Here is a 19,554-nt window from a genome sequence, read left to right as displayed (position 1 = left end):
CGATCGACGGCATCGACGTGGACTGCAAGTACTCCCAGGACCTGGGCCGCTGGATGATCCCGCCGGAGGCGATGGGACATCTGTGCCTCGGAGTGCGGCAGCGGCCTTCGCGGTCTGCTCGGCCTGCTGGGCCTTGTCCTTGTCGGCCTTGGCCCGGGCGGCGGCCTGGCCCGCCTGGTCTGCCTGAGCGGCGGCCGCGGCGGCGGCGTTGTGCGCCTGGTCGGCGGCCTCCTGGGCGGCGGCGCGCTGGAACTCGGCCTGGGTGGCGTGGGTCTGGGTGTCGCCGAGGGCGTACAGCGCCTTGCTGTCTGCCTGGCCGGCCGAGACGGCGTTCAGCGTGGTCTCGATCGCCTTGCTCGCGGACTGCGCGGCGGCGGCCGAGGCCTTGGTGACCTGGGCCGACTGCTGCGCGTAGGTCAGTCCACGGCCGTACGGCGTGCCGTTGCCGCCGGCGATCTTCCCGGCGTCGGACTCGGCGGCGCTCGCGCTGTCCGCCTGGGTCTTGGCCGAGGCGGCGGCCTTCTGGGCAATGGCCAGCTGGGCGGCGATCACCTTCTTGGCGTCCGCCATCGCGGCGGTGGCCTTGGTGAACTGATCGGGCTTCGGGTAGAAGATGTTGCTCTTCGGCTGTCCCTGCCAGAACTTCTGGAAGAACAGCATCCGGCTGACGATGTACGCCTGCCCGGAGGCCTCGACCAGCGCGTCCGAGGCGGTCCGGACGTCCTGGTACGCCTGGATGTCGGCGGCCACGATGGCGGCGCGCTGGTCGGCCTGGGCGGCCTGCTCGGCCTGCCACTCGGCGCTGGCGGTGGCCACCACGTCGTCCAGCACGTGGGTCGGGTCCAGCGGGTCGGAGCCGTCGCAGCCGGCCCACTGGGTCTTGAGGTCCTCGACCTCCATCCGGAACTCGACCGAGTCCTTCGCCGGGGCCACCGTCGGGTAGCCGCCGAAGCGGATGAACCTGGCGATCTGGTACGCGGACATCCCCTTCAGCAGGTCCGCGGTTATGATCACCCCGTTGGCGCCGTACCAGTGCCAGGAGTTGTCGGCCTTGTCCTGACGGTCCTTCAGGATCGCCAGCGCACGGTCCAGGGCCGCCTGGGACGGCTTCGCGACGGCCGGTCCGGCCCAGTTGCGCTTGCCGTCGTCCAGCAGGAAGTTGCGCATTGCCTGGCCGTAACCGGGCGAGTTCAGGAAGGTGTTGTAGTCGTCGCCGAAGATGCCGTCCCCGAACGGCTTGGTCACGGCGGCCCAGGCCGCCGTCCGGGCGTCCTGCGCCTGGTTGGCCGTCCGCTGGTCGCCCTCATCGTCGATCTTGGCGAGGGCGACCGGGCCGTAGCCCCAGGCGCTCAGCGCCGCGAAACGGGAATCGGCGATCGAGCTGGTCAGCGCCTTGGCGGTCAGTGCCTTGACCTTCGGGCCACCGACGTGCAGCGAGTTCCCCAGCGAGCAGTGGTCGTCACGGACCTGCCCGTCCGGGATCGCCACGTTCGCGGCCTCGATGTCGGGCAGCGCCCGCTGCCAGATCCGGACGTCGGCCATCCCGCCGGGGAGGTAGTCGCCGGGCTTGCCGGCCCACATGTCCCGGCCCAGCTCGATCTCACCGCCTGCCTGCCAGGTCGAGGTGTGCGGGGCGCGGCCGGTGAGGACACCGTTCACGTACAGCCGGACCTCGGCGGCCTGCGCGTCGTACACACCGGTCAGGTGCGTCCAATTGGGCTTCATGGCCCCCGGGTTGGCCTGCGCGACCAGGTCCGGGCCGTTCGCCGTGTCCCAACCGGCGTTCTCCGAGTCGCCGCGCGGCATGCCGAACACCGGCCTGCCGTCCGGGTTCACCTTCAGGTAGAAGCCGGACACCCGGCTGCCGTCCTGGGCGATGACCGAGTAGGACTTGCCGGTCTGGGTCAGTTGCACCCAGCTGGACACCGTGAACGACTGGTCGTCGTGCAGCGTCAGCGGGACCGACACGTACTGGTTGCTGCCGTCCAGCCGCAGCGTCCGGCCGTCCGGGGTAGCGCGCGGATTGCCCCAGATCGACCAGTTCTGGGCCCGGTCGACGTACGCACCGTTGTGGTGGAGCCCCCGCGGCCCACCCTCGATGGTGTTCGGGGTCGACCACCTGGCCATCGAGTTCTTGTCCGAGTTGTCGTCGCTCCACTGGAAGTTGTAGTGGACCAACTCGCCGTTGACCGCATATGCGGGCAGCTGCTGCCCGCCGTCACGCGGCGCGACCGGCTTCTCGGGCACCGCGTGCGCCACCGACATCGTCATCGCCGTGGCCGTAGCGAACGCAGTGGCCGTCAGCGCCCGGGCCATCGTGCGGCGCACCCAACCCGGGCGGCCTCTTGGGACTCTCGTGTGCAACTTAGTCGCCATCTCCTGGAAGGAACCGTCGGAGCCCCAGGAGGACGGACACGCCAGCTATTTGATTGACAGTCAGTTTCCCGCATCGCGGCCGCACCGACGGACGTTGCACCGGCATTGATGAGACGAACATGAGAAATCCCCCCGAGACCCCAGGATCTTCACACATGGCCGACAGGACCGGCACCCCCGCCCGGCGGGGCCACCACCCGCCGACCGGCGGGTGTCGGAGCGCGCGCGGGCCGGGCGACCACGGCTCACGTCGATCCGACCCGGAGTGGACGGGGCGACCTCTCCGACCGGCCAACTACCGCTCCTCGTATCGCAGATGGACCAGCAGGCGAGCCAGGCGGCTGGTCGGGCCGGTCGTCGCGGCAGTATGCGACGGCCCTTCCGGGCAGACTCGCCCCTGCAGCGGTATGACTGAGGTCACTCGTCCGCACTGCCGGCGTCGGCGCACTGCGAGAGGATGGTGCCATGGCACCTGTCCAGGACATCACGGGCTACGGCCGCGCGGTCACCGCCGGAGCGGTGGACCGCGCGCAGGCTGTCGCCGCGGTCGTCGGGGCCAGCGGCGGCATCACGCCCGCCGGCGTCGTGACCCCATCACCAACTCGCAGACCGTCCGTGGCGGCTACCAGCGCGAGGCGGGCAGGGCTGCAGACGCAGCGGCTGCTCGCTCACACCGACCTGCCCGTGGCCGCGATCGGCCGCACGCTCGGCTTCACCGAGGCCACCGACTTCGGCAAGCTCTTCACCCGCGAAGTCGGCTGCGCCCCGGGCGACTTCCGCCGTTCCCAGTGGTGAGCGACGTGGGCCGATGGCGGCCGGTCGCGACCGGGCATGGTCAAGGTCCGAGTGGACGCCCCGTCAGCCGTCGAACGCCGCCAGCGCGTCGACCACCCGACACGGCGTCCCGTGCCCGCAGCACAGCCAGGCTCTCCTTGGTGTGCAGCGCGACGCGGGCGACGCCGACCTGATTCGCCTCCCGCATGGCCTGGCATAGCAGGGCGTACGGGCGCTTGCCGGCCGGCATGGAGGGTGCCAGATAGTACGCACGGTCGTAGGCGATCGGATCCACCCTGGCGGCGTCCAGGAAGCCGAGGACACGGATCTCCTTGGTGGTGGCGGGCGGCAGGTCGGTGAGGTCGTCCCGCGTGAGCACCACGATGCGCCCGTCCGGTGCCTCGTAGCCGTGGGCGATGTCGCCCGCGGGCACCTCGCCGTGGACCTCGCACACCCTCGGCTGGCGGATTCTGGCGCCACAGTCGCCGCCATGGATCAAGTGCAGCGGCACCTCGTGCCGGCCCGGCCCAGTCGCGGCGAACACGGCCACAGGCACAGAAACCAGCGAGAAGCTGATCGACAGCTTGGCGATCGCGTTCGGCATGGCCTGCCTCCTCCTCTCCATGCTGCGCCCGATGTCGGTGACGGCTGGGATCCTGGCGGGCATTGGCAATGAGGCGGGGCCGACCCCGACGACCCCGACCCCGGCCCGCAGCCCGGCCACGAGTACCGGGGGCTGCGCGGCGGCCCGCTCTACGGCCTCCTCCTGGATGTCACCGGCTGGGACGACGAACAGCTCGCCGACGGCGCCGCGCTGCGCACCGAGAGCGGCCGGTACGGTCCCGGCGGCCAAGCTCATTACGAACCCCGCGTGCAGCGCCGTTGGAACTGGGTCGGCGACAGCCCCTGACTTCAACGTCCTCGCCTGGTGGCACGAGGCGGGCGCCCCCTGAGCGCCTCGGGCTGACCTGTCACCCCGGACGACTGGCTGGACGACTCCAACCCATCCACCAGTCACCTCGCCTCCCGTGCGGGCTATATGCGGTTTGCCCCAGGCGGGTGCAGCGCGGTGAGCAGCCAGGCCGGTGCGCGGCGGAGGTAGTTGACGAACGCCCTCGGGTCGACCTTGGCGTGGTTGGGGCTGCCGGGATGGTGATCGCTCAGGTGCCCACCTGGTTCCGGCTGGACCGCACCCGCCAGGCCCGGTCCAGTGCCCGGTGTCGGCGGCCGCCTGGTCCAGGTCGGCGAGACTAGCGACCTGGACGCCCCCTTCCACCTCGACCTCAACCCCGCCTCGCTGCTGCGCCAGTAGCTGGCGACGAGTGATCGGATCGGGGGACAGCCATCGGCGCGGCCCCGTCTGCTCGGCCGCGTCATTGTGGCTGTCGGATGAGGCATTGGGCCTGCGGCCGGGACTGGCTGGATAGTACGGTCTGATGTGATGTCAGTTCTGAGGCTGGGGGAGTGATGGCCGGCGTAGAGATCGTGGTCGGGTACCTGTTCGCGTGGGCGGTCCGGAAGGCGCGGCGGGTGGCTGGGCGGGCGGACGCGGAGGTGGATGCCGGACTGGACGCGGCGATGGACCGGCTGCATGAAGTGGTCAGCGGCAAGCTTGGGCATGACGGTTCGCTGGTGCGTCTGGCGAATGAGGCCGAGGCCGGCCAGCAGGCGCTCAGCGACCGCACCCGGCAGTGGGTCACGCTCGCTGTGGAAGACGCGGTTGAGCAGGACCCGGAGTTCGCCAAGGCGCTGCGGGAGGCGGTGGCGAAGATCCAGGCGGCTGGCGGCTCGGTCGGGGGTGCGAACGTGATGAGCGGGAACACGTTCATGGGTCCGACCGCCGTCCAGACCGGCGACCACAGCCGGCAGGAGAACCACTTCGGACCGAAGGCATGAGCGAGCCCGTGGGCGGGGTGTCCGACAATACCTTCGAGGGGTCCACCGCAGCGCAGACCGGCAGCAATGACACTCAGGTCAATAACTTCATCACGACGGCCCCGCCGCGCGAGACCGGCCGCGGGATGCGGGTGGCCTTGGGGGTCTTCGGTACCGTGGTGATGGTGGCCGGATTGTCGCTCGCCGTGCACTTCGCGGGTGGGGCGGCGGTCAGTAGCAGTACCACCCCCGCCGCGAACCCGGACCCGGCCTCAAGCGCGACCTCGGCGGGCGTCCCGGCCCCGATGTCGGGCAGTGCGACAACGCCCTCTCCGGCCGCCTTCCCGACGCCCAGTGGGGCAGGCTGGACGGTGAAGTACCAGGACACCTCCATCACCCTGCCGGCGGCCGAGCAGTGCCTGACCGGGGCAGTCAACTTCGACCAGGGACGCGGTCACAGCGAGGCCGAGTTCCTCACCGACGATCTCATCGTCCAGGCGGCGTGTCCGCTGTCGGGCGAGCAGGACAGCGTCCTCACCTCGACGCGGCAGTGGGGAACCTCGCAGACGCAGGAACCCGGGCCGGACCAGTGCCAGAACGACGCCAACCGCAACACCCGGCCGAACAAGATGAGCGCTGCCGCCCTCAAGGTCAACTCCGCCTACTGCCTCATCACCGCGAAGAAGTCGGTGGTGTGGTTCAAGATCACAGCAAAGTCCGGAGACGACCAGCAGGGCTTCACCATGCTCGCTACCCGCTGGACCCCGAGCGACGCAAACTGAGGCCTGCCTCAGTCCGGTGGGAGCTGATCGCTCAGCAGTAATCGGCGCGGTCGATAGCTTGTCGGTGGGGAACATCCGGCTCGGGTGGGCAGGGTCACGCAGTCCGTCGTGCGGCCGGTTCTGCCACGATTCACTCGTCCAGGAGCTCCTGGAGTTCCAGCAGCGACCAGAGCCGTTCGCGTTCCGGCTCCAGCACCGCGGGCGGCAAGGTCCTGGTCGGCTGCCGTGGCACCGCCCGTCGGCCAGGCGCACGAGATTGGCGCTAACCCCGGAAGCACCCGGTGCCCGGCGTCGGTCAAGATCTGCTGGCAAACGGTCAAGATCGCGTGCCACAGGTCAGGGGTGAACGTCGGCCGGTTCGCCAGGCTGAGGCTGGCGGCGTCCCAGCCCTGTCCCAGCTGCGTCCCAGGGTGTCCGGTTCGGGCGTTTTGCTGGGACGGATCTGAGACGGTCCCAGGCCGTTTCGCCTGGTGGGAGCGTTTTGCGCTGGTGCTGGGACAGGGTTGGGACACCTGCCGACTACCGGCTGGTTGTGACCCGTCTCACCGAAGTTTGGCGAGTCTCAGCGAAGTTTGACTGACGGCGGTTTGTCTCATCGAAGTTTGACCGCCGTTGTCCGGTCTCTGGTGTCAGGGGTGGCGGCTAGGGTGCGGGGCCGTGGACGCTGCTGATCTTGATTACCGGGCCCGGACCTTGTCGGGCTGCATTCCTTCATCGCTGGTGACCCGGCTTGTGGAGCTTGGCCACGAGCGGGAAGTGGAGTTCCAGGCCAGGCGTGGGGAGTGGTTCTGCGCGCTGGAGTGGGCACGGCTGCTCGGCGACCGGCAGCAGTACGAGCAGGCGCTGGACGTGCTCGGTCCGTACATCGCGACGGGCTGGTGGCCGGCCGCCCAGGCCCGAGCCGAGCTGCTGGAGGATTGGGGTAGGGCGCAGGAGGCGATCGAGCTGTCCCGCCCCTACACGCAGGCCGGCGACCGGCTGGTCCTGGACTTCTTCGCGCGTCTGCTGGCCCGCCACGGCCGGGCCGCCGAGGCGCTCGCGCTGCTGCGGCCCGGCGTTGAGGACTGGTTCCTCGCCCAGGCCCTGGTCGACGTCGCCGACGCCGCAGGCCAGGACGAGGAAGTTGCGGCGCTGCTGGAAGCCCGGATCGAGGCCGCGGTCCCGGCCTGCGACGACCCCGACTGCCACCGGCTCCGCCTGGAGCCGTCCAACGCCTTCGACCTGCTTGCCACCGTCCGGGAACGGCAAGGCCACGTCGACGAGGCGATCGCCCTGCTGCGCCGCCGGGAGGTTACGTCCGTTAATGGCCGGGACGCGCTGGCCGACCTGCTGGCCAGGCATGGACGGATTGAGGAACTGCGCGCGTACACCGACTCCGAGTACCACGGGCACGCCGCGCGGAGTCTGGCCGAGGTACTGGAGGCACGCGGCGATGAGGAGGGAGCGACCGCCGTCTACCGGACCCGCCGAAAAGCCCCACGGCATGTGGCGCGTTGCCCATCTACTGTCCCAGCTGCTGGTCCGGCACGGTCGCGTCGACGAGGCGATCGCGGTGGTGCGCGCCCTGGCGGACTCCCCGGGCGGCGCGGACGACTGCGTCGTTGACGCGCTGTGCACCCTGTATGCCGAGCACGGCCGTGCTCAGGAAGCTCTGGCCTACCTCGACGCCCTCAAGGAGCGGCGTGACGGTGAGGAGGAGTGGGACTTCTTCCAAATACGGCTGCCGCTCATGGCCGACTGCGGCCTACGCGACGAAGCGATCGAGCAGGCCCGGGCGCACCCCGAAGGCGGCACCTGGTACGCGGCCTGGTCCCTCTCACACCTGCTTGCCGAGGCCGGCTGCATCGAGGAGGCCGTCGCTGTCCTCGAACAGCACCCCGGTTCCAACAACACCGTCCTGGCCCACCATCTCATCGACCTCGGCCGCATCAAGGATGCCGTCCGTGTCCTCCAGGTCCGGCCAAGCGTCGCTCCGGCCCCCGACCCCTGAGGCGGCACCTACTCCAACGAGCCACCGTTCTGACACCGATCCGTACCCGCTCCTGCTGGTGGAGGTCGCGGTCAAAGTCCGTTGAGACTGGAAAGGTTGTCCCCTGACAGGCGATCTCGACCGTTTGCCAAAGGATCTTGACGACCAGCAGATTTCTACCACCTGATCTTGACCAGAGCCTGCCCGCTCCGTGTCCGGAAACCTGTCGCGGCCGCACCGGATCCTCCGGGATGCTCGGCTCATGCGCGTGAATTTCGACGGGGTTACCCCAATGCCGCGGATGCTGCTGCTCAGCGAGTTCCTGCTCCAGTCCGACTTCCGCGTCGGACTGGACAGGCCAGTGTTCGTCGTGGCGGGCGACCGGGTCTCGTACGAGGACGGCGACGTCGTGGTGACTCGCCCCACCGGTGAGCGACGCTGGCACCCAGCCCGCGACAGCTACTGGATCTGCCGCCGATAGTCCGGCTGTCAAGATCGCTTGGCAAACGGTCAAGATCATCTGTCACAGGACACTGGTGACCCGTCGCAGCGAAGTTTGACCAGTCTCACCAAAGTTTGACGGACGGAGATCTGTCTCAACGCAGTTCGATCAGTCGATGCTCGTTGGGGACTCGTCGATGACGGCGGAGTGTCGGGGGCAGCGTCCGGTCACGTGTCCTCGTACCAGCGTTTTTCCCGGGCGGTGCTGTGTGGTCCCCACCCGCGGGGACCGTCCTCGGGTTCACCGCACCAGAGGTCTGCTGTTGCGTCCAGGAAGGGGCAGCAGCCACCATGCCCGCAGGTCGGCCGGCAACGGCGGGCCGAGGTCCGCCTCGAACGCGTCCAGGCGCGCGCCATCGGTCATCGGCCCGGCTGAGTCTGGCCGAACGTGGGCAGCGAGCCATATGCGGATGCGGCCCCATGCTCAGGTGCTGTCATGACGGGCAGTCTGCCCCATCCGGTAGTGGAGGGGCCGGCCGTCGGGACCGCCGACGACGTGGGCTGGAAGCAACTGGTCAGGCTGCGGTGAAGAAGTACCTGTGGCGCCGAACGCCGTCATACCGGGGTCCTACAGAGGACTTGGCACCCCGGTATGACGGTTTCCGCCCCTCCTCGCCCGTACCGTCGCCCGTGTCCAAGGCGAACACGGAACCGAACGAGGGGGAACGGCGATGAACAGGCGAGGACGGGCCGTGGCGGCGGCACTGCTGGCGGCGACGGCGACACTGGGCGTGATCGGCGCACCGGGCGCGGCGGTGGCGGCGGTGGCGGCGCCGGGACGGGGCACCGAGCAGCAGGCCAGGGCCTGGCTTCCGCAGCCCACCGGCTTGTACCCGATCGGCACGACGTCCCTGCAGCTCACGGACGACCCCCGGGACGACCCCTGGAAGCCCGGGCAGCACCGCAAGCTGATGATCAGCTTCTGGTACCCGACCACCCGGCCCGCCACCGGCAACGACCGCGCGCCGTACATGGTCCCCGCCGCCGCTGACCACTTCGGCAACGCCGGGAGCTGGGGCCAGCGCGAGAACGGCTTCGAGCCCGGCCGCACCGACTGGGCAGGCATCCGCACCCACGCCCGCGCCGACGCGCCCGCCCTCCCCGGCGGCAAGCGGCCCGTCGTGCTGTACTCGGCGGGCTTCGGCGACCCGCGCACCTGGGGCACCGCCCTGGTGGAGGACCTCGCCTCCCGCGGCTACGTGGTCGTCACCGTCGACCACACCTACGACGCCTCCGAGGTCGCCTTCCCCGACGGGGACCTCGCCACCTCCGTCTTCCCCGCGCTGATGGCCCGGCCCGGCCTCGACATGGGCGCCCTCCTGCGCAAGACGCTGCAGACCCGGGTCGACGACACCCGCTTCGTCCTGGACCAACTCGCCGGGCTGCGCCACGACGCGCAGCTGCCGGCCGGCCTCGCCGCCTTGCTCGACCTCGATCGGATCGGCATGGTCGGCCACTCCGGGGGCGGCTCCACGGCCCTGCAGACCATGCACGACGATCCGCGCCTCAAGGTCGGCGTCAACCTCGACGGCCAGCTGCACTTCTCCGGCCCGGACGGCACCGGAGTCCAGCTGCCCCTGCCCACCGTCGCCGAGGACGGCCTGACCCGGCCCTTCCTGCTCATGGGCACCCAGGAGTCCGGCTCCGGCAGCTACCACCAGCAGCCCGGCTGGGACGCCCTGTGGCAGCACAGCACGGGCTGGCACGCCGACGTGACCCTGACCGGCTCCCGCCATGGCTCCTACACCGACGCGCAGTCCCTGCTGCCCCAGCTCGCCCGCCAGGGCGCCGTCGCCCCGACGACGCTGACCGACGACGTCGGCGACGTCCGCCCCGACCGCGCGGTCCTGGCCACCCGCTCCTACGTCTCGTCGTTCCTCGACCGCTGGCTGCGCGGCCACGACGACCACCTCCTGGACGGCCCGTCGCCGCGCTTCCCCGAAGTGGTCTACGAGCGGTAATGCGCGACCGGAGCCGTGCGCGCGCACCCGCTCGGCCAGCACCAGGACGGCGGTGCGCACCTGCTCCACCGACTCGCGCAGCGCGCCGGTCAGCCGCCGTGCCTCGGCCAGCAGCCGCCCGAACCCGGCGGCCTTCATACCTGTGGGGGTTGTCATTGACCGGCCATTTCCCCAGGTGGGAGCGATTCACAGACAGGCTGTGTCACCTGTGTTCGGGCAGGCGGTCCGCCCGGCTGGGTGTCCTCTTACAGGTGATCTTGACCGATTGCCAGGCGAGTTTGACCGGCCGGGAGGACGCAGGCGTGTCAAGCGTGGACGTTGCGGCCGTCTTCACTCAAGGCGCCGCCGGAAGTCATCCGGCCGGCGAGGGAGCGGAAGCGGCAGGAGAAGGCGCTCGCCGCAGCTGCCGAAACTCCCCGAGGCGAAACTCCGCTGCCCTCCGACCTCAGCGCGAGCACCGAGGCGACCGAGCTGCTGGAACTCGGCGAGAAGCTGCGCCAGCACGACGTGCGCTTCCTACGCCAGCTCGACCACGCGGCCCGCCACGGCGACCCTGCCCTTGCCCGCCAAGCCCTAGACGAGCTCCTGCACGCCGCCCACGCCCTGACCATCCACCATCGCGAGCTTGCCGAGCGGCTGCTGGACGCCCACCCCATCCAGGCGCCCGCGCCCGGCGAGACTTCCCCTGGCCCCGTCGTTTCACCCCGAGGGGAAACAGAGACCGGGCCGGATACCGATCCGACCGCAGGCTAGCCGCACTGCCCGCGCCCCGCCGCGCCCAGGCCGACACTGAACCGGCCACCGCTGCGCCCCGAGGAGAAACGACCCCGCCTGCGGCCGTCGTTCCGGCCGCCGAACAGGTCCGCCCGGAACCCGTTGTTCCTCGGGGGGAAACGGCGCCCGCCGCCACGGCCGACGCCGCCGAGCCTGTCCCCCCCCGGGGACAAACCCCCGCCCCGACCGGCGACGGTGCCAGGCTGCGCGAATTGGTCGACCTCCGTCTGGCCCAGCAGACTGTGTCCGGCCCCGCACCGGCGGCCGTGCCCAAGACTCCGAAGCCACCGGTCGCCGAAGTCACCGTCCCCGCCGACCCCCGGCTGCGCGGCCTGCCGGACACGGACGTGGGCATCGGTCTGGACTATCGGGTGTTTGGTGACTACTGGCCGGCTGGACCGTCAACCCGAACGTGTTCCTGGTGCGCGGCGAGGGCCACCAGGTCGGTTGGGTCGAGCGCGACCTGCCCGGTATCGGCGACCGGTGGGTGGCGGTGTACGAGAACTACTTCATCGGCGACCAGGCCACCCAGGAGGCGATGCTGCACGACACCCCCGAGCAGGCCGCCCGCACCGTCCAGCGGGCGTACCTGCAGAACCTCTGACCGGCGGGCGAGCTCGGTGGGGCCGGGCCGGCCCCACCCCGGCGTCCTCGAGCTCGCGGGCATTGGCCCCGCTGAAGTCCGCCGCGCGGGTTGTGCCGATGGGCACAGCCTCGCCCGCCTTCGGGCGATCTACGTGCCGATCGGCACATGGCGCGGATAGCCCGGTGACGGCGAGGCTGATGGGGCACCGAACGGCGGCCACCAGGGCCGCCGTCAACGAAGGGAGCCCCCCAATGGTCCGCGGCATCAAGCCCCGCACCGCCGCCACCGTCGCCGCCGTCGGCCTCGCGTTCGCGACGCTGGCCACCGTCACCCCGGCTTCCGCCGCCGGCTCCGCGGCGCCCGCCAAGGACCACCCCGTTCGGCTGGCGAGCGTCACCGGGTCGGCGCGGATCTTCTACGCCTTCCGGCCCGACGACGAGATCCGGTTCACCGTCGACGCCCAGGCGGCCCCGTACACCCGGCGCTTTCCTGACGATCCCCAGCTCAAGGACGGCCTGCCGACCGACGCGCGCGGCACCATCCACTTCACCCACCGCAAAGCCGAGACCGGTGAGGTGGGCACCGCCGACGCCGCGGTCGACTGCCTGGTGACCGGGGACCACGTCGCCACCCTGACCGCCGTCATCACCAAGTCGGATGCGATGCCGGTCGGCCAGCGGGTCGGCCTGAGCATCTCCCAGGGACACGGCCACGCCAAGGACCGCCTCGGCTTCTCCTGGGGCGTCGTCAACCTCGATGTGGACGCCAACGGAAAGCCCGTGCAGCCGGTGGTGGGCACCTGTATGGCACCGGCGCCCTTCGCACCGGTCGTCGACGGCGGCTACACCGTTCGCCCGGGCGACTTGGAGGTGAGGTGAGGGATCACTGACCCAGCACCAGGTGGCTGTGTAGGTGAAATCGGAGAGCGGATGTCGGCGAGTTCTGGCATCAGTTCTGGATCGAGTCCCCAGGAGATGTCGGCGAGAACCGAGAGCACCACTAACAGTGTGTGGGCGTGTCGGAGGCCGGCGGCACAAGTCGGCCGGGTGAAGGCCGTTGCGGCGGCTTGGCTAGCGTGGACGCATGGTCCATCTCAAGGAGCCGCAGTTGTCCGGGCTGGGACGAAACCCGGCCGCGTCGCCGGATGTCCTGGTGCGTCTGGCCGCGCACGAGGCGGGCCGGCACGGGCTGTCGTTGCGCAGGGGGCAGCTGCCGGACGCGGTGGTCGAGGCCTTGCTGACGCATGGCGGCGGGGATTCGGCGGTGCTCTTGCACAGAAAGCGGGTTTCCTCGACGATGCGCCACCGGATCGCCGGGCATCCCGACCCGGCGATCCGCGATGCCCATGCGGACTTCGTTCGGACCATGGTGGAGCGCGAGGTACGGACGGGCATCGAGGACCTGGTCGAAGCCTACGGCCGGCCGCCGGAGGAACTCGCGGCCAGCTCCGATCCCAAGCTGCGCGCGATGGTCGCGCAGAGCTGGCGGGAGCGGCCGATCGTCGTACAGTTGGCGCTGCTGACGGACCCGGACCCGGGGGTGCGGGCCGCAGCCAGCGAGGCCAATGACCCGGGTGTCCCTCCGGAGTACTACGAGCACTGTCTCGCCGATCCGGCTGTGCGAGCCAACCTCGCGTGTCGTATCCCGCTGACGCTCGAGCAGTTCGACCGGCTGCTGGCAACCGGGGACGAGACGGTACTGCACGCCGTGGTCGGCAACCCGCGCCTGACGGCCGACATGGTGGCCCGCCTGCAGGACAGCACGGACCCGTCCGTGCGCGTCGCGGTGGCCTACAGCCGCCACGTAACCCCCGAGACCCGGGACGGCTGCTCGCACTGGTGGAGGCCGAGGACGCCGCCGGCAGCGACGACGCCGCTCTCGCTCTCCACTGGACGCCCTACAAGCCGAGCTGGCTGCGAGATGCGCCCCTAGCCGAACGGCTGACCTACCTCGACTGCCCGCACACGGTGTTCCGGCAGATCCTGGCAACCGGCCGGGACCTGCCGGAGGCAGCCTGGCAGAGGCTGGACAACGACCTGGACGTGTCCGTCCGCCGCGCCGCCGCCCACCGACCCGACACACCGCCAGAGGTCCTGCTGCGACTGATCCGAGCCCACGGCGAGCGCTCCCACGTCAGGCCCCTACTGGTGGATCACCCCAACTTCCCACGTCAGGAGCTGCGAGGCTTCGTGGACGAGCCGGACCCGAGGGTGCGCCTCCTCGCTCTGGAGGACCCCGAGCTGCCCGATGCGGAGCTGCGGCGAATCGGGGACTGCACGGAGTCGTTCCTGCGCGCGGGAGTGGCCCGGCATCCCAACGTCAGCGCGGACCTGCTGGAGCGACTACTGGCGGACCCCGAGCCCACGGGCGCCGAGGACGCTGCGGCCAACCCCGTGCTGCCAAGGGCACGGATGGACGGCATCATCACCGAGGCCGGCCTCTGACGGTCTCCCGGGCAGAACTTTGGGCAGGAGCACAATCACGGTCCCGAAGCAAGCACCCGAGCGCTCTCAGAACTCAGACTCGACCGCCGCGGCGCCGAACTGCTCTTCCAGGTCCTCACCGAGCGCGAGGAGAAGAACAGCGTCGCCATGTCGCTCTGCTGCACGGCGCCTCAGGCCAACGGATCGCGCACCAGCTCTGATCACCGCCGAGGCGCAAAACCAGCATCCCGCTGACAGCGGCTGCCAGGAATTCCCCCACGGACGGCCAGTTACGGATGTGACCGAGGGCGACTGCTGGAGGATGAATGGCATTGGTCTGGGCGGGGCTCCGTTCTCTCCTACGGCAGCGCCAGCCAGGTCACGATCTCGTCCACCACCGCCAGGGCGACATGTCCTGGCTTGGCGTAGTCGGCTGGGGTGGGATCGCCACTGCCGGGGAAGAAGAGGTGGTTGAGGTCTTGGTGGATTCGGATCCTCACCCCGGGCCGGTGCGCAAGGGCCCGCCGCCAGAGCGCCAGGTCGTCGGTGACGGTGACCTGGTAGTCCCGCCCACCCTGCAGGATCAGCATCGGGCGGGCCAGTGCGGCCGCCGTGGCCGGCGGGTCGTAGGCGCGCAGGTCGAGCCAGTAGGCGGCGGAGAGGCCTAGGGGCAGAAGTTCCGGCGGTGTGTCGGGGGTGAGTTCAGGTCCTGCCACCAGCTCGGCCTTGCGGGCGAGCGAGGCCACCGCCTGGTCGGCACTCGGGCCGGGGGCGAGGGCCGCGAGGTGGCGGGCCACCCGGACGGCCGCATCGTGCATCGGCTGCGCGTCCGCAGCGAGCAGCACGAGGCCCGCGATCGACGGATCGGCGGCGGCGATCCGAGGCGCCACCTTGCCGCCCATGCTGTGGCCGAGCAGATGGATCCGGTCGGGGTCCACCTCGGGGTGCTGCCGCAGCAGTTGGACGGCGGCGAGCGCGGGAGGCAGGTACTCGTCGGCCATGGTGAAGTCGGAGGGAACGCGGTCCGGGTGGGCGAAGGTCGGCTTGTCGAAGCGCAGCGTGGCCACCTGACGGGAGGCGAGTCCCCAGGCGAGGTCCTTGAGCGGTTTGTTCGGGCCGCTGGTCTCGTCCCGGTCGAAGGGCCCGCCGCCGGCGAGCAGGACCGCGGCGGGCCACGGGCCGGGGCCGTCGGGGAGGGTGAGCGTGCCGGGCACGGCGAGTGGCCCCGTCCCGAGCAGGACTTCCCGTTCGGTGAAGCGGTCCTGCTGCGTGTAGTGCGGCGGCTGCCACACGGCGCCATCGTGCGGATCGAGTCGTAGCCCGTGCAGCAGGCCGTCGTCACCGACCGATGTGACCACGGTGAAGCTGCCGTCGGCGCAGGTGATCGCGATGCGCACTCGGACCGGGTCCGCTTCGCCGGTTTCGATCTCCGGCTCCTGGACCGCCTGGATCCCGCCGTGCCCGGCAGCCTCGGCCGCCCAGGCCAGCCGCAGCGCCTCAGAGGAGACCGCAGCCCGCAGTGGAGGCGCGAAGAGCTCCACGGTCTGGTCGAAGTGCTCAGCCCGCAGCAGCGCGGCGAAGCCGCGCGCCACCTCCAGTACCCCATCCCTATTCGTTCTCATGCTTGAGAAAGGTAGCAGTTGTGAGAAGGTTTGGGCATGGACTCCCTGAGACTGCTCGCCCACCCCATCCGGCTGCGGATTGTGCATGCGATGGGCGGTGGACGGCTGCTGACCACCGCTCAGCTGTGCGCGCGTATCCCGGAAGCCTCCAAGGCCACCGTCTACCGGCACATCGATCTGCTGGTGAGCGGCGGGATCCTGGAGGTGGCCGAGGAACACAGGGTGCGTGGGGCGGTGGAACGGCACTACCGGCTGTGCCAGGACCGGGCCGTCATCGGGGTCGAGGAGCTCCGCACGCTCACCCCCGAAGACCATCGGCAGGCGTTTACCACCGCGATGACCGCCCTGCTGGCCGAGTTCAATGCCTACCTCGACCGAGAGGAGACAGACCCCGTGGCCGACCAGGTGGGCTACCGGCAGCATGCCCTCTGGCTCAGCCCGGCGGAACTGGCGGAGCTGATCGTCGAGCTACGTGCGGCCATCGCGCCGAGGCTGGCCAACTCCCCCCGCCCCGAGCGTGCGCAGTACCTGCTCAGCCCGATCCACTTCCCGGTGGAAGCCTCGCGTAGCCGGCCGGGCGACCGACAGCCGTAGCCGGACACCGACTCCGTTGACGACTACGCGTTGTGACATCCGCGGCCAGATGACTCCCCGCCAACTGGCCGCGCGCGGAGAATCTGAACTGGCCACCATCATCCCGCCTCCCGGAGACCACCTCAGTCGTCGGGTGACGTCATTTCTGGTGAACATCCGCAGCACTCAAGATCGCTAACTGCTGCCCAAACCGCTGACCAATCGCTGCTACTTCACGTGAACAGAGCCAGCCCGCCGGCGAACGGTTTCATCGGCGGGCACGTCCCTGTCCGACGCGAGCTGATCGCTATGCGCGCAGTCGCAAGGGCGTTAGGTGTTCCGGGCGGACCAGGTTGGTGCGTGGGGAGAGTTCGCGGACCTGTGTGACGAGTCCGTCCAGGTCCACCTTGCTCCCTTGGACAGCCGGACCGGTAAGCGGCGTCTCGAAGTTGTCCCAGTGCACAGGGACTACGGTGCGCGGGTAATCGAGGGCCTTGAGGAGTCGTGGTACGTACCGGTACGTGGTGCGGGCGGTGCTCTCGACGGCGATCATCGCGATGTCGGGCCTCAGTCCGGCGAGGTTGCGCTCCACGAAGTCGCTGGCGCCCGTCAGAAGGGTCGACGGTCCGTCGCCGAGGCGGATCTGGAAGGCCAGTGTGTCGCCTTCCGGGAGTTCGCCGATCGTCTCCGGCGCCTTGACCGGCGGGCCCGTCAGCGTGCCGGGCGCCCAATAGCTGTGCTTGGCGTTACGGCTGTGCAGACTCGCCACCACCTCGACGGTGTACCCGCCGAAGTCGAGGACCTCGCCGCCCTTGACCGTGATCAGCTGTGCGGGGTCCACGCCCATCGCCTGGAGCAGGTAGCAGGTGGTCGCGGTCCCGACGACGGGGACCCTCTTGGTCTTGGCAATGTGGGGGACGTCGTTGAAGTGGTCCCAGTGGCTGTGGCTGACCAGGATGAGATCCGGCTTGCCGATGTGCTGGTCGACCAGGTCGGTGTCGACAGTGAGCCGGGTACTCGCATCGAATCCGTTGGTCGGGAACCGCGTGATGTACGGGTCGAACAGCACCGTCTTCCCGTTGCCCTCGATCCGCCAGCCACTGTTCCCGAGCCAGCGGAACACCGTCTCGCTGCCGCCGCCCGTCCGGTGCGGCTCGCCCGCCGCGGCAGTGGACGCGGCGCCGACCACCGGCAGGAAGGCGGCCCCCGCAACTGCAGTCCGAAGGAGTCCGCGCCGTCCTAACGTGTTGTCACTCATGTCACCAGGAGACGAACACCTCGGCCCTCTAGTTCCACTCCGACTCATAGGTGCCACGTATACGACTCGTGGTGGCGGGCATCGGACGCAGGCTGGGACAATCCGTGCAGGGGTTCATCGGCGAGATCGATCTCCTCGCCGTGCCCCCGCCCGGCTAGGCCGGTCAGCACCAGGCCGGGCGGCGGTGGGAGACACTCGGCAACGATGGATCTGATTGACCTGACAGTTCAGGCAGGCACCCCGGCCGGCCAACTGGCTCCCTCCAGCCCCGCGGCCAGTGCCCTGCTCACAGCTGCAGCCTCCCCGTCCGCTCCCCCGGCTTCGACAGTCTGCGGGCACACGACCGGGTCTGATCGCTTGTCTTCGCTGGTCAGCGCGATCTGAGTGGTCTAGAGCAGATCTGGGGTGCGGACATGTGTATTTGCTGATTCAGCCGCCATGAACTGGGGTTTTGTCGCATCCTGCGGGCATGTACGTGCGGAAGACGCAACGTCGGAACCGGGACGGCAGCGTGGTGCGCTATGTGCAGCTGGCGACGAACCGGCGGATCGGCGGCACGACGCAGGCCGAGGTGCTCCTCAACCTGGGTCGGGAGGACAAGCTCGACCTCGACTCCCTGCGGAGGCTGGTCGACTCTCTCAACCGCTATCTCGGTGACGGGGACGAGGATGTGGCCGCGCCGCTGGGTCTGGAAGGCGGCCCGCTGGCGGTTCAGTCCTCCCGGCCGATCGGAACAGTGTGGCTGCTGGACGGCCTGTGGAAGCTGCTGGGCATCGACCAGGCGCTCGCGAAGGTACTGGACGCGCGCCAGTTCCGCACCGATGTGGAACGTGCCCTGTTCGCGCTGGTCGCCAACCGTGCTGTCGCCCCGAGCTCCAAGCGGGCCGCCGCCGAGTGGGCCGGCAAGGACGCGGTGGTGCCCGGCATCGAGGAACTCGCCGAGCAACACGCCTATCGGGCCATGGACCTGCTGGTGGACGAGGGGACCCAAGCCGCCGTGCAGGAAGCGGTGTTCTTCGCCGCCGCGAACCTCCTCGACCTCGAGGTCGACCTGATCTTCTTCGACACCACCAGTACCTACTTCGAACGGGACGAGGCCGACGATGGCGACGGCGCGCTTCGCCGGTACGGGCACTCCAAGGACCACCGCAAGGACCTGCCGCAGATCGTGATCGGGCTGGCCGTCACCCGCGAGGGCATTCCGGTGCGGATCTGGACCTTTGTGCCGCCCCTGCTCAGGGTTCCTTGACCAGGAGTGCATCCGCTGCGGAACCATGAGCCCGGTCCATGCCAACTCCTCGGAGGGGCCACTGTGCTCCCGCTGCTACACCGCCCCGCCCAAGCTCTGCGGCAAGTGCGGCCAGTTCAGGCAGCTCGCCAAGCGGGGTGAGAACGGCGAACCCGGGCTGTGCCATCGCTGCTACACCGTCGAGGGACTCTGCACCATCTGCGGACGTTTGCGCGACGGCAGCCGCAAAGCGGCCGGAGCCTTCCAATGCAATGCCTGCCGCCCCCGGCCCTCGGTTCCGTGCGCTGACTGCGGACGGGCGAGGGAGCCCAAGGTCCGCTGGCCGATCGGCCCCCTGTGCTCCTCCTGCTACGGCAGGCGTCGGCGCAAGCCCGGGCCCTGCGTACGCTGTGGTGTCACCCGCGTCCTGGTCGGCAGCGGCGACAACGGGGGTGGAGCCTCGGTCCGTGCTGCGGCGCGGACATCGACTTCTCCTGTCGCCGGTGTGGTTCCCCGGAGAACCTCATCGTGGACGGGTGCTGCGCGCGGTGCGTGGCCACCGACCGCGTGCACCACCTACTCGCCGGCGAGGACGGCCAGATCGCTCCCGTTCTCGTGCCGCTGGCTCAAGCTCTCACCACCGGGCCACTGCCCAGTTCGGTCCTCAAGTGGCTTCGCCGTAGTCCAAGTGCCCGGCTCCTAGCAACGTTGGCCGCCAGCCGAGCGGAGCTCACCCAGGAAGTTTCCCCAAGGCCGGGTAGTTAAGGATTTCGGCCGGGGTGCAAGGCAAGGGTCGAGGTACACCGCAGTGCGCGGAACGCAAGCAACGCGGCCCCGTTGGAGCAGGTGTCG

Annotated in this window: 17 protein-coding genes and 3 pseudogenes; 16 read left to right on the top strand and 4 right to left on the bottom strand. The window is 69.9% G+C overall.

Translation table 11 applies throughout. The features are described 5' to 3' along the window. Positions 1-2,271, bottom strand: a 2,271-nt coding sequence (locus ACWDAK_RS37240; RefSeq protein WP_449806544.1) for a LamG domain-containing protein, incomplete at its 3' end; no start/stop codon positions are given. 570 nt (positions 2,272-2,841) lie between these two features. On the opposite strand from ACWDAK_RS37240, the gene ACWDAK_RS37235 reads away from it, so the two are divergent. Beyond that, on the top strand, positions 2,842-3,171 hold the full coding sequence (locus tag ACWDAK_RS37235) for a helix-turn-helix domain-containing protein (protein WP_425557864.1): 330 nt from the start codon (positions 2,842-2,844) through the stop codon (positions 3,169-3,171). Between the two features lie 40 nt (positions 3,172-3,211). Here ACWDAK_RS37235 and ku read toward each other — a convergent pair whose 3' ends face one another. Next, entirely contained in the window at positions 3,212-3,754 is a 543-nt protein-coding gene (gene ku / locus ACWDAK_RS37230; protein WP_427395937.1) for a non-homologous end joining protein Ku, read from the bottom strand. A gap of 75 nt (positions 3,755-3,829) precedes the next feature. Here ku and ACWDAK_RS37225 point away from each other — a divergent pair. The 13 genes and pseudogenes from ACWDAK_RS37225 to ACWDAK_RS37165 form a co-directional block, all read left to right on the top strand. Continuing rightward, a pseudogene (locus ACWDAK_RS37225) lies at positions 3,830-4,060 on the top strand (hypothetical protein); the annotation flags it as partial. Between the two features lie 644 nt (positions 4,061-4,704). Beyond that, positions 4,705-5,046: a hypothetical protein gene (locus ACWDAK_RS37220; protein ID WP_427395935.1), complete on the top strand. Its 342-nt coding sequence runs from the start codon at positions 4,705-4,707 to the stop codon at positions 5,044-5,046. Then, positions 5,043-5,807, top strand: a complete 765-nt coding sequence (locus ACWDAK_RS37215; protein ID WP_344641145.1) for a hypothetical protein — start codon at positions 5,043-5,045, stop codon at positions 5,805-5,807. The genes ACWDAK_RS37220 and ACWDAK_RS37215 overlap by 4 nt, the downstream gene beginning before the upstream one ends. A gap of 720 nt (positions 5,808-6,527) precedes the next feature. Next, entirely contained in the window at positions 6,528-7,412 is an 885-nt protein-coding gene (locus ACWDAK_RS37210; protein WP_427395934.1) for a hypothetical protein, read from the top strand. After that, entirely contained in the window at positions 7,360-7,797 is a 438-nt protein-coding gene (locus ACWDAK_RS37205; protein ID WP_427395933.1) for a hypothetical protein, read from the top strand. Before ACWDAK_RS37210 ends, ACWDAK_RS37205 begins: the two co-directional genes overlap by 53 nt. 280 nt (positions 7,798-8,077) lie before the next feature. After that, the gene (locus ACWDAK_RS37200) at positions 8,078-8,257 is read left to right on the top strand and encodes a hypothetical protein (RefSeq protein WP_344641147.1); all 180 of its coding nucleotides are present in this window, start codon (positions 8,078-8,080) and stop codon (positions 8,255-8,257) included. Positions 8,258-8,948: 691 nt separating this feature from the next. Then, positions 8,949-10,238 carry an alpha/beta hydrolase family protein gene (locus ACWDAK_RS37195; RefSeq protein ID WP_427395932.1) on the top strand — a complete coding sequence of 430 codons (1,290 nt, stop codon included), beginning with the start codon at positions 8,949-8,951 and terminating at the stop codon, positions 10,236-10,238. 318 nt (positions 10,239-10,556) lie between these two features. Next, positions 10,557-10,991: a hypothetical protein gene (locus ACWDAK_RS37190; RefSeq protein ID WP_427395931.1), complete on the top strand. Its 435-nt coding sequence runs from the start codon at positions 10,557-10,559 to the stop codon at positions 10,989-10,991. A 433-nt stretch (positions 10,992-11,424) separates the two neighbouring features. Beyond that, on the top strand, positions 11,425-11,616 hold the full coding sequence (locus ACWDAK_RS37185) for a hypothetical protein (RefSeq protein ID WP_344641150.1): 192 nt from the start codon (positions 11,425-11,427) through the stop codon (positions 11,614-11,616). Between the two features lie 233 nt (positions 11,617-11,849). Beyond that, entirely contained in the window at positions 11,850-12,476 is a 627-nt protein-coding gene (locus ACWDAK_RS37180; protein WP_427395930.1) for a hypothetical protein, read from the top strand. A 205-nt stretch (positions 12,477-12,681) separates the two neighbouring features. Further along, positions 12,682-13,530, top strand: coding sequence for a hypothetical protein (locus tag ACWDAK_RS37175; protein ID WP_344641152.1), 849 nt, complete (start codon positions 12,682-12,684; stop codon positions 13,528-13,530). Further along, a complete protein-coding gene (locus ACWDAK_RS37170; protein ID WP_344641153.1) occupies positions 13,437-14,042 on the top strand; it encodes a hypothetical protein in 606 nt (201 codons plus the stop codon). The genes ACWDAK_RS37175 and ACWDAK_RS37170 overlap by 94 nt, the downstream gene beginning before the upstream one ends. A gap of 63 nt (positions 14,043-14,105) precedes the next feature. Next, positions 14,106-14,195, top strand: a pseudogene (locus tag ACWDAK_RS37165) (IS21-like element helper ATPase IstB); the annotation flags it as partial. A gap of 185 nt (positions 14,196-14,380) precedes the next feature. Here ACWDAK_RS37165 and ACWDAK_RS37160 read toward each other — a convergent pair. Beyond that, on the bottom strand, positions 14,381-15,643 hold the full coding sequence (locus tag ACWDAK_RS37160; protein WP_427395929.1) for an alpha/beta hydrolase family protein: 1,263 nt from the start codon (positions 15,641-15,643) through the stop codon (positions 14,381-14,383). 36 nt (positions 15,644-15,679) lie between these two features. Here ACWDAK_RS37160 and ACWDAK_RS37155 point away from each other — a divergent pair, with 36 nt between their 5' ends. Next, positions 15,680-16,237 carry a helix-turn-helix domain-containing protein gene (locus tag ACWDAK_RS37155; RefSeq protein ID WP_427395928.1) on the top strand — a complete coding sequence of 186 codons (558 nt, stop codon included), beginning with the start codon at positions 15,680-15,682 and terminating at the stop codon, positions 16,235-16,237. Between the two features lie 286 nt (positions 16,238-16,523). On the opposite strand, the gene ACWDAK_RS37150 is transcribed toward ACWDAK_RS37155, so the two are convergent. Further along, on the bottom strand, positions 16,524-17,474 hold the full coding sequence (locus ACWDAK_RS37150; protein WP_427395927.1) for an MBL fold metallo-hydrolase: 951 nt from the start codon (positions 17,472-17,474) through the stop codon (positions 16,524-16,526). 469 nt (positions 17,475-17,943) lie between these two features. Between ACWDAK_RS37150 and ACWDAK_RS37145 the strand changes: the two are divergent. Further along, positions 17,944-18,696, top strand: a pseudogene (locus ACWDAK_RS37145) (IS1634 family transposase); the annotation flags it as partial. Between the last annotated feature and the right edge of the window lie 858 nt (positions 18,697-19,554).

Source organism: Kitasatospora sp. NPDC001175, assembly GCF_053598215.1.
Note: the sequence above shows the minus strand (reverse complement) of the source record. Positions and strands in the feature narration are given on the sequence as shown.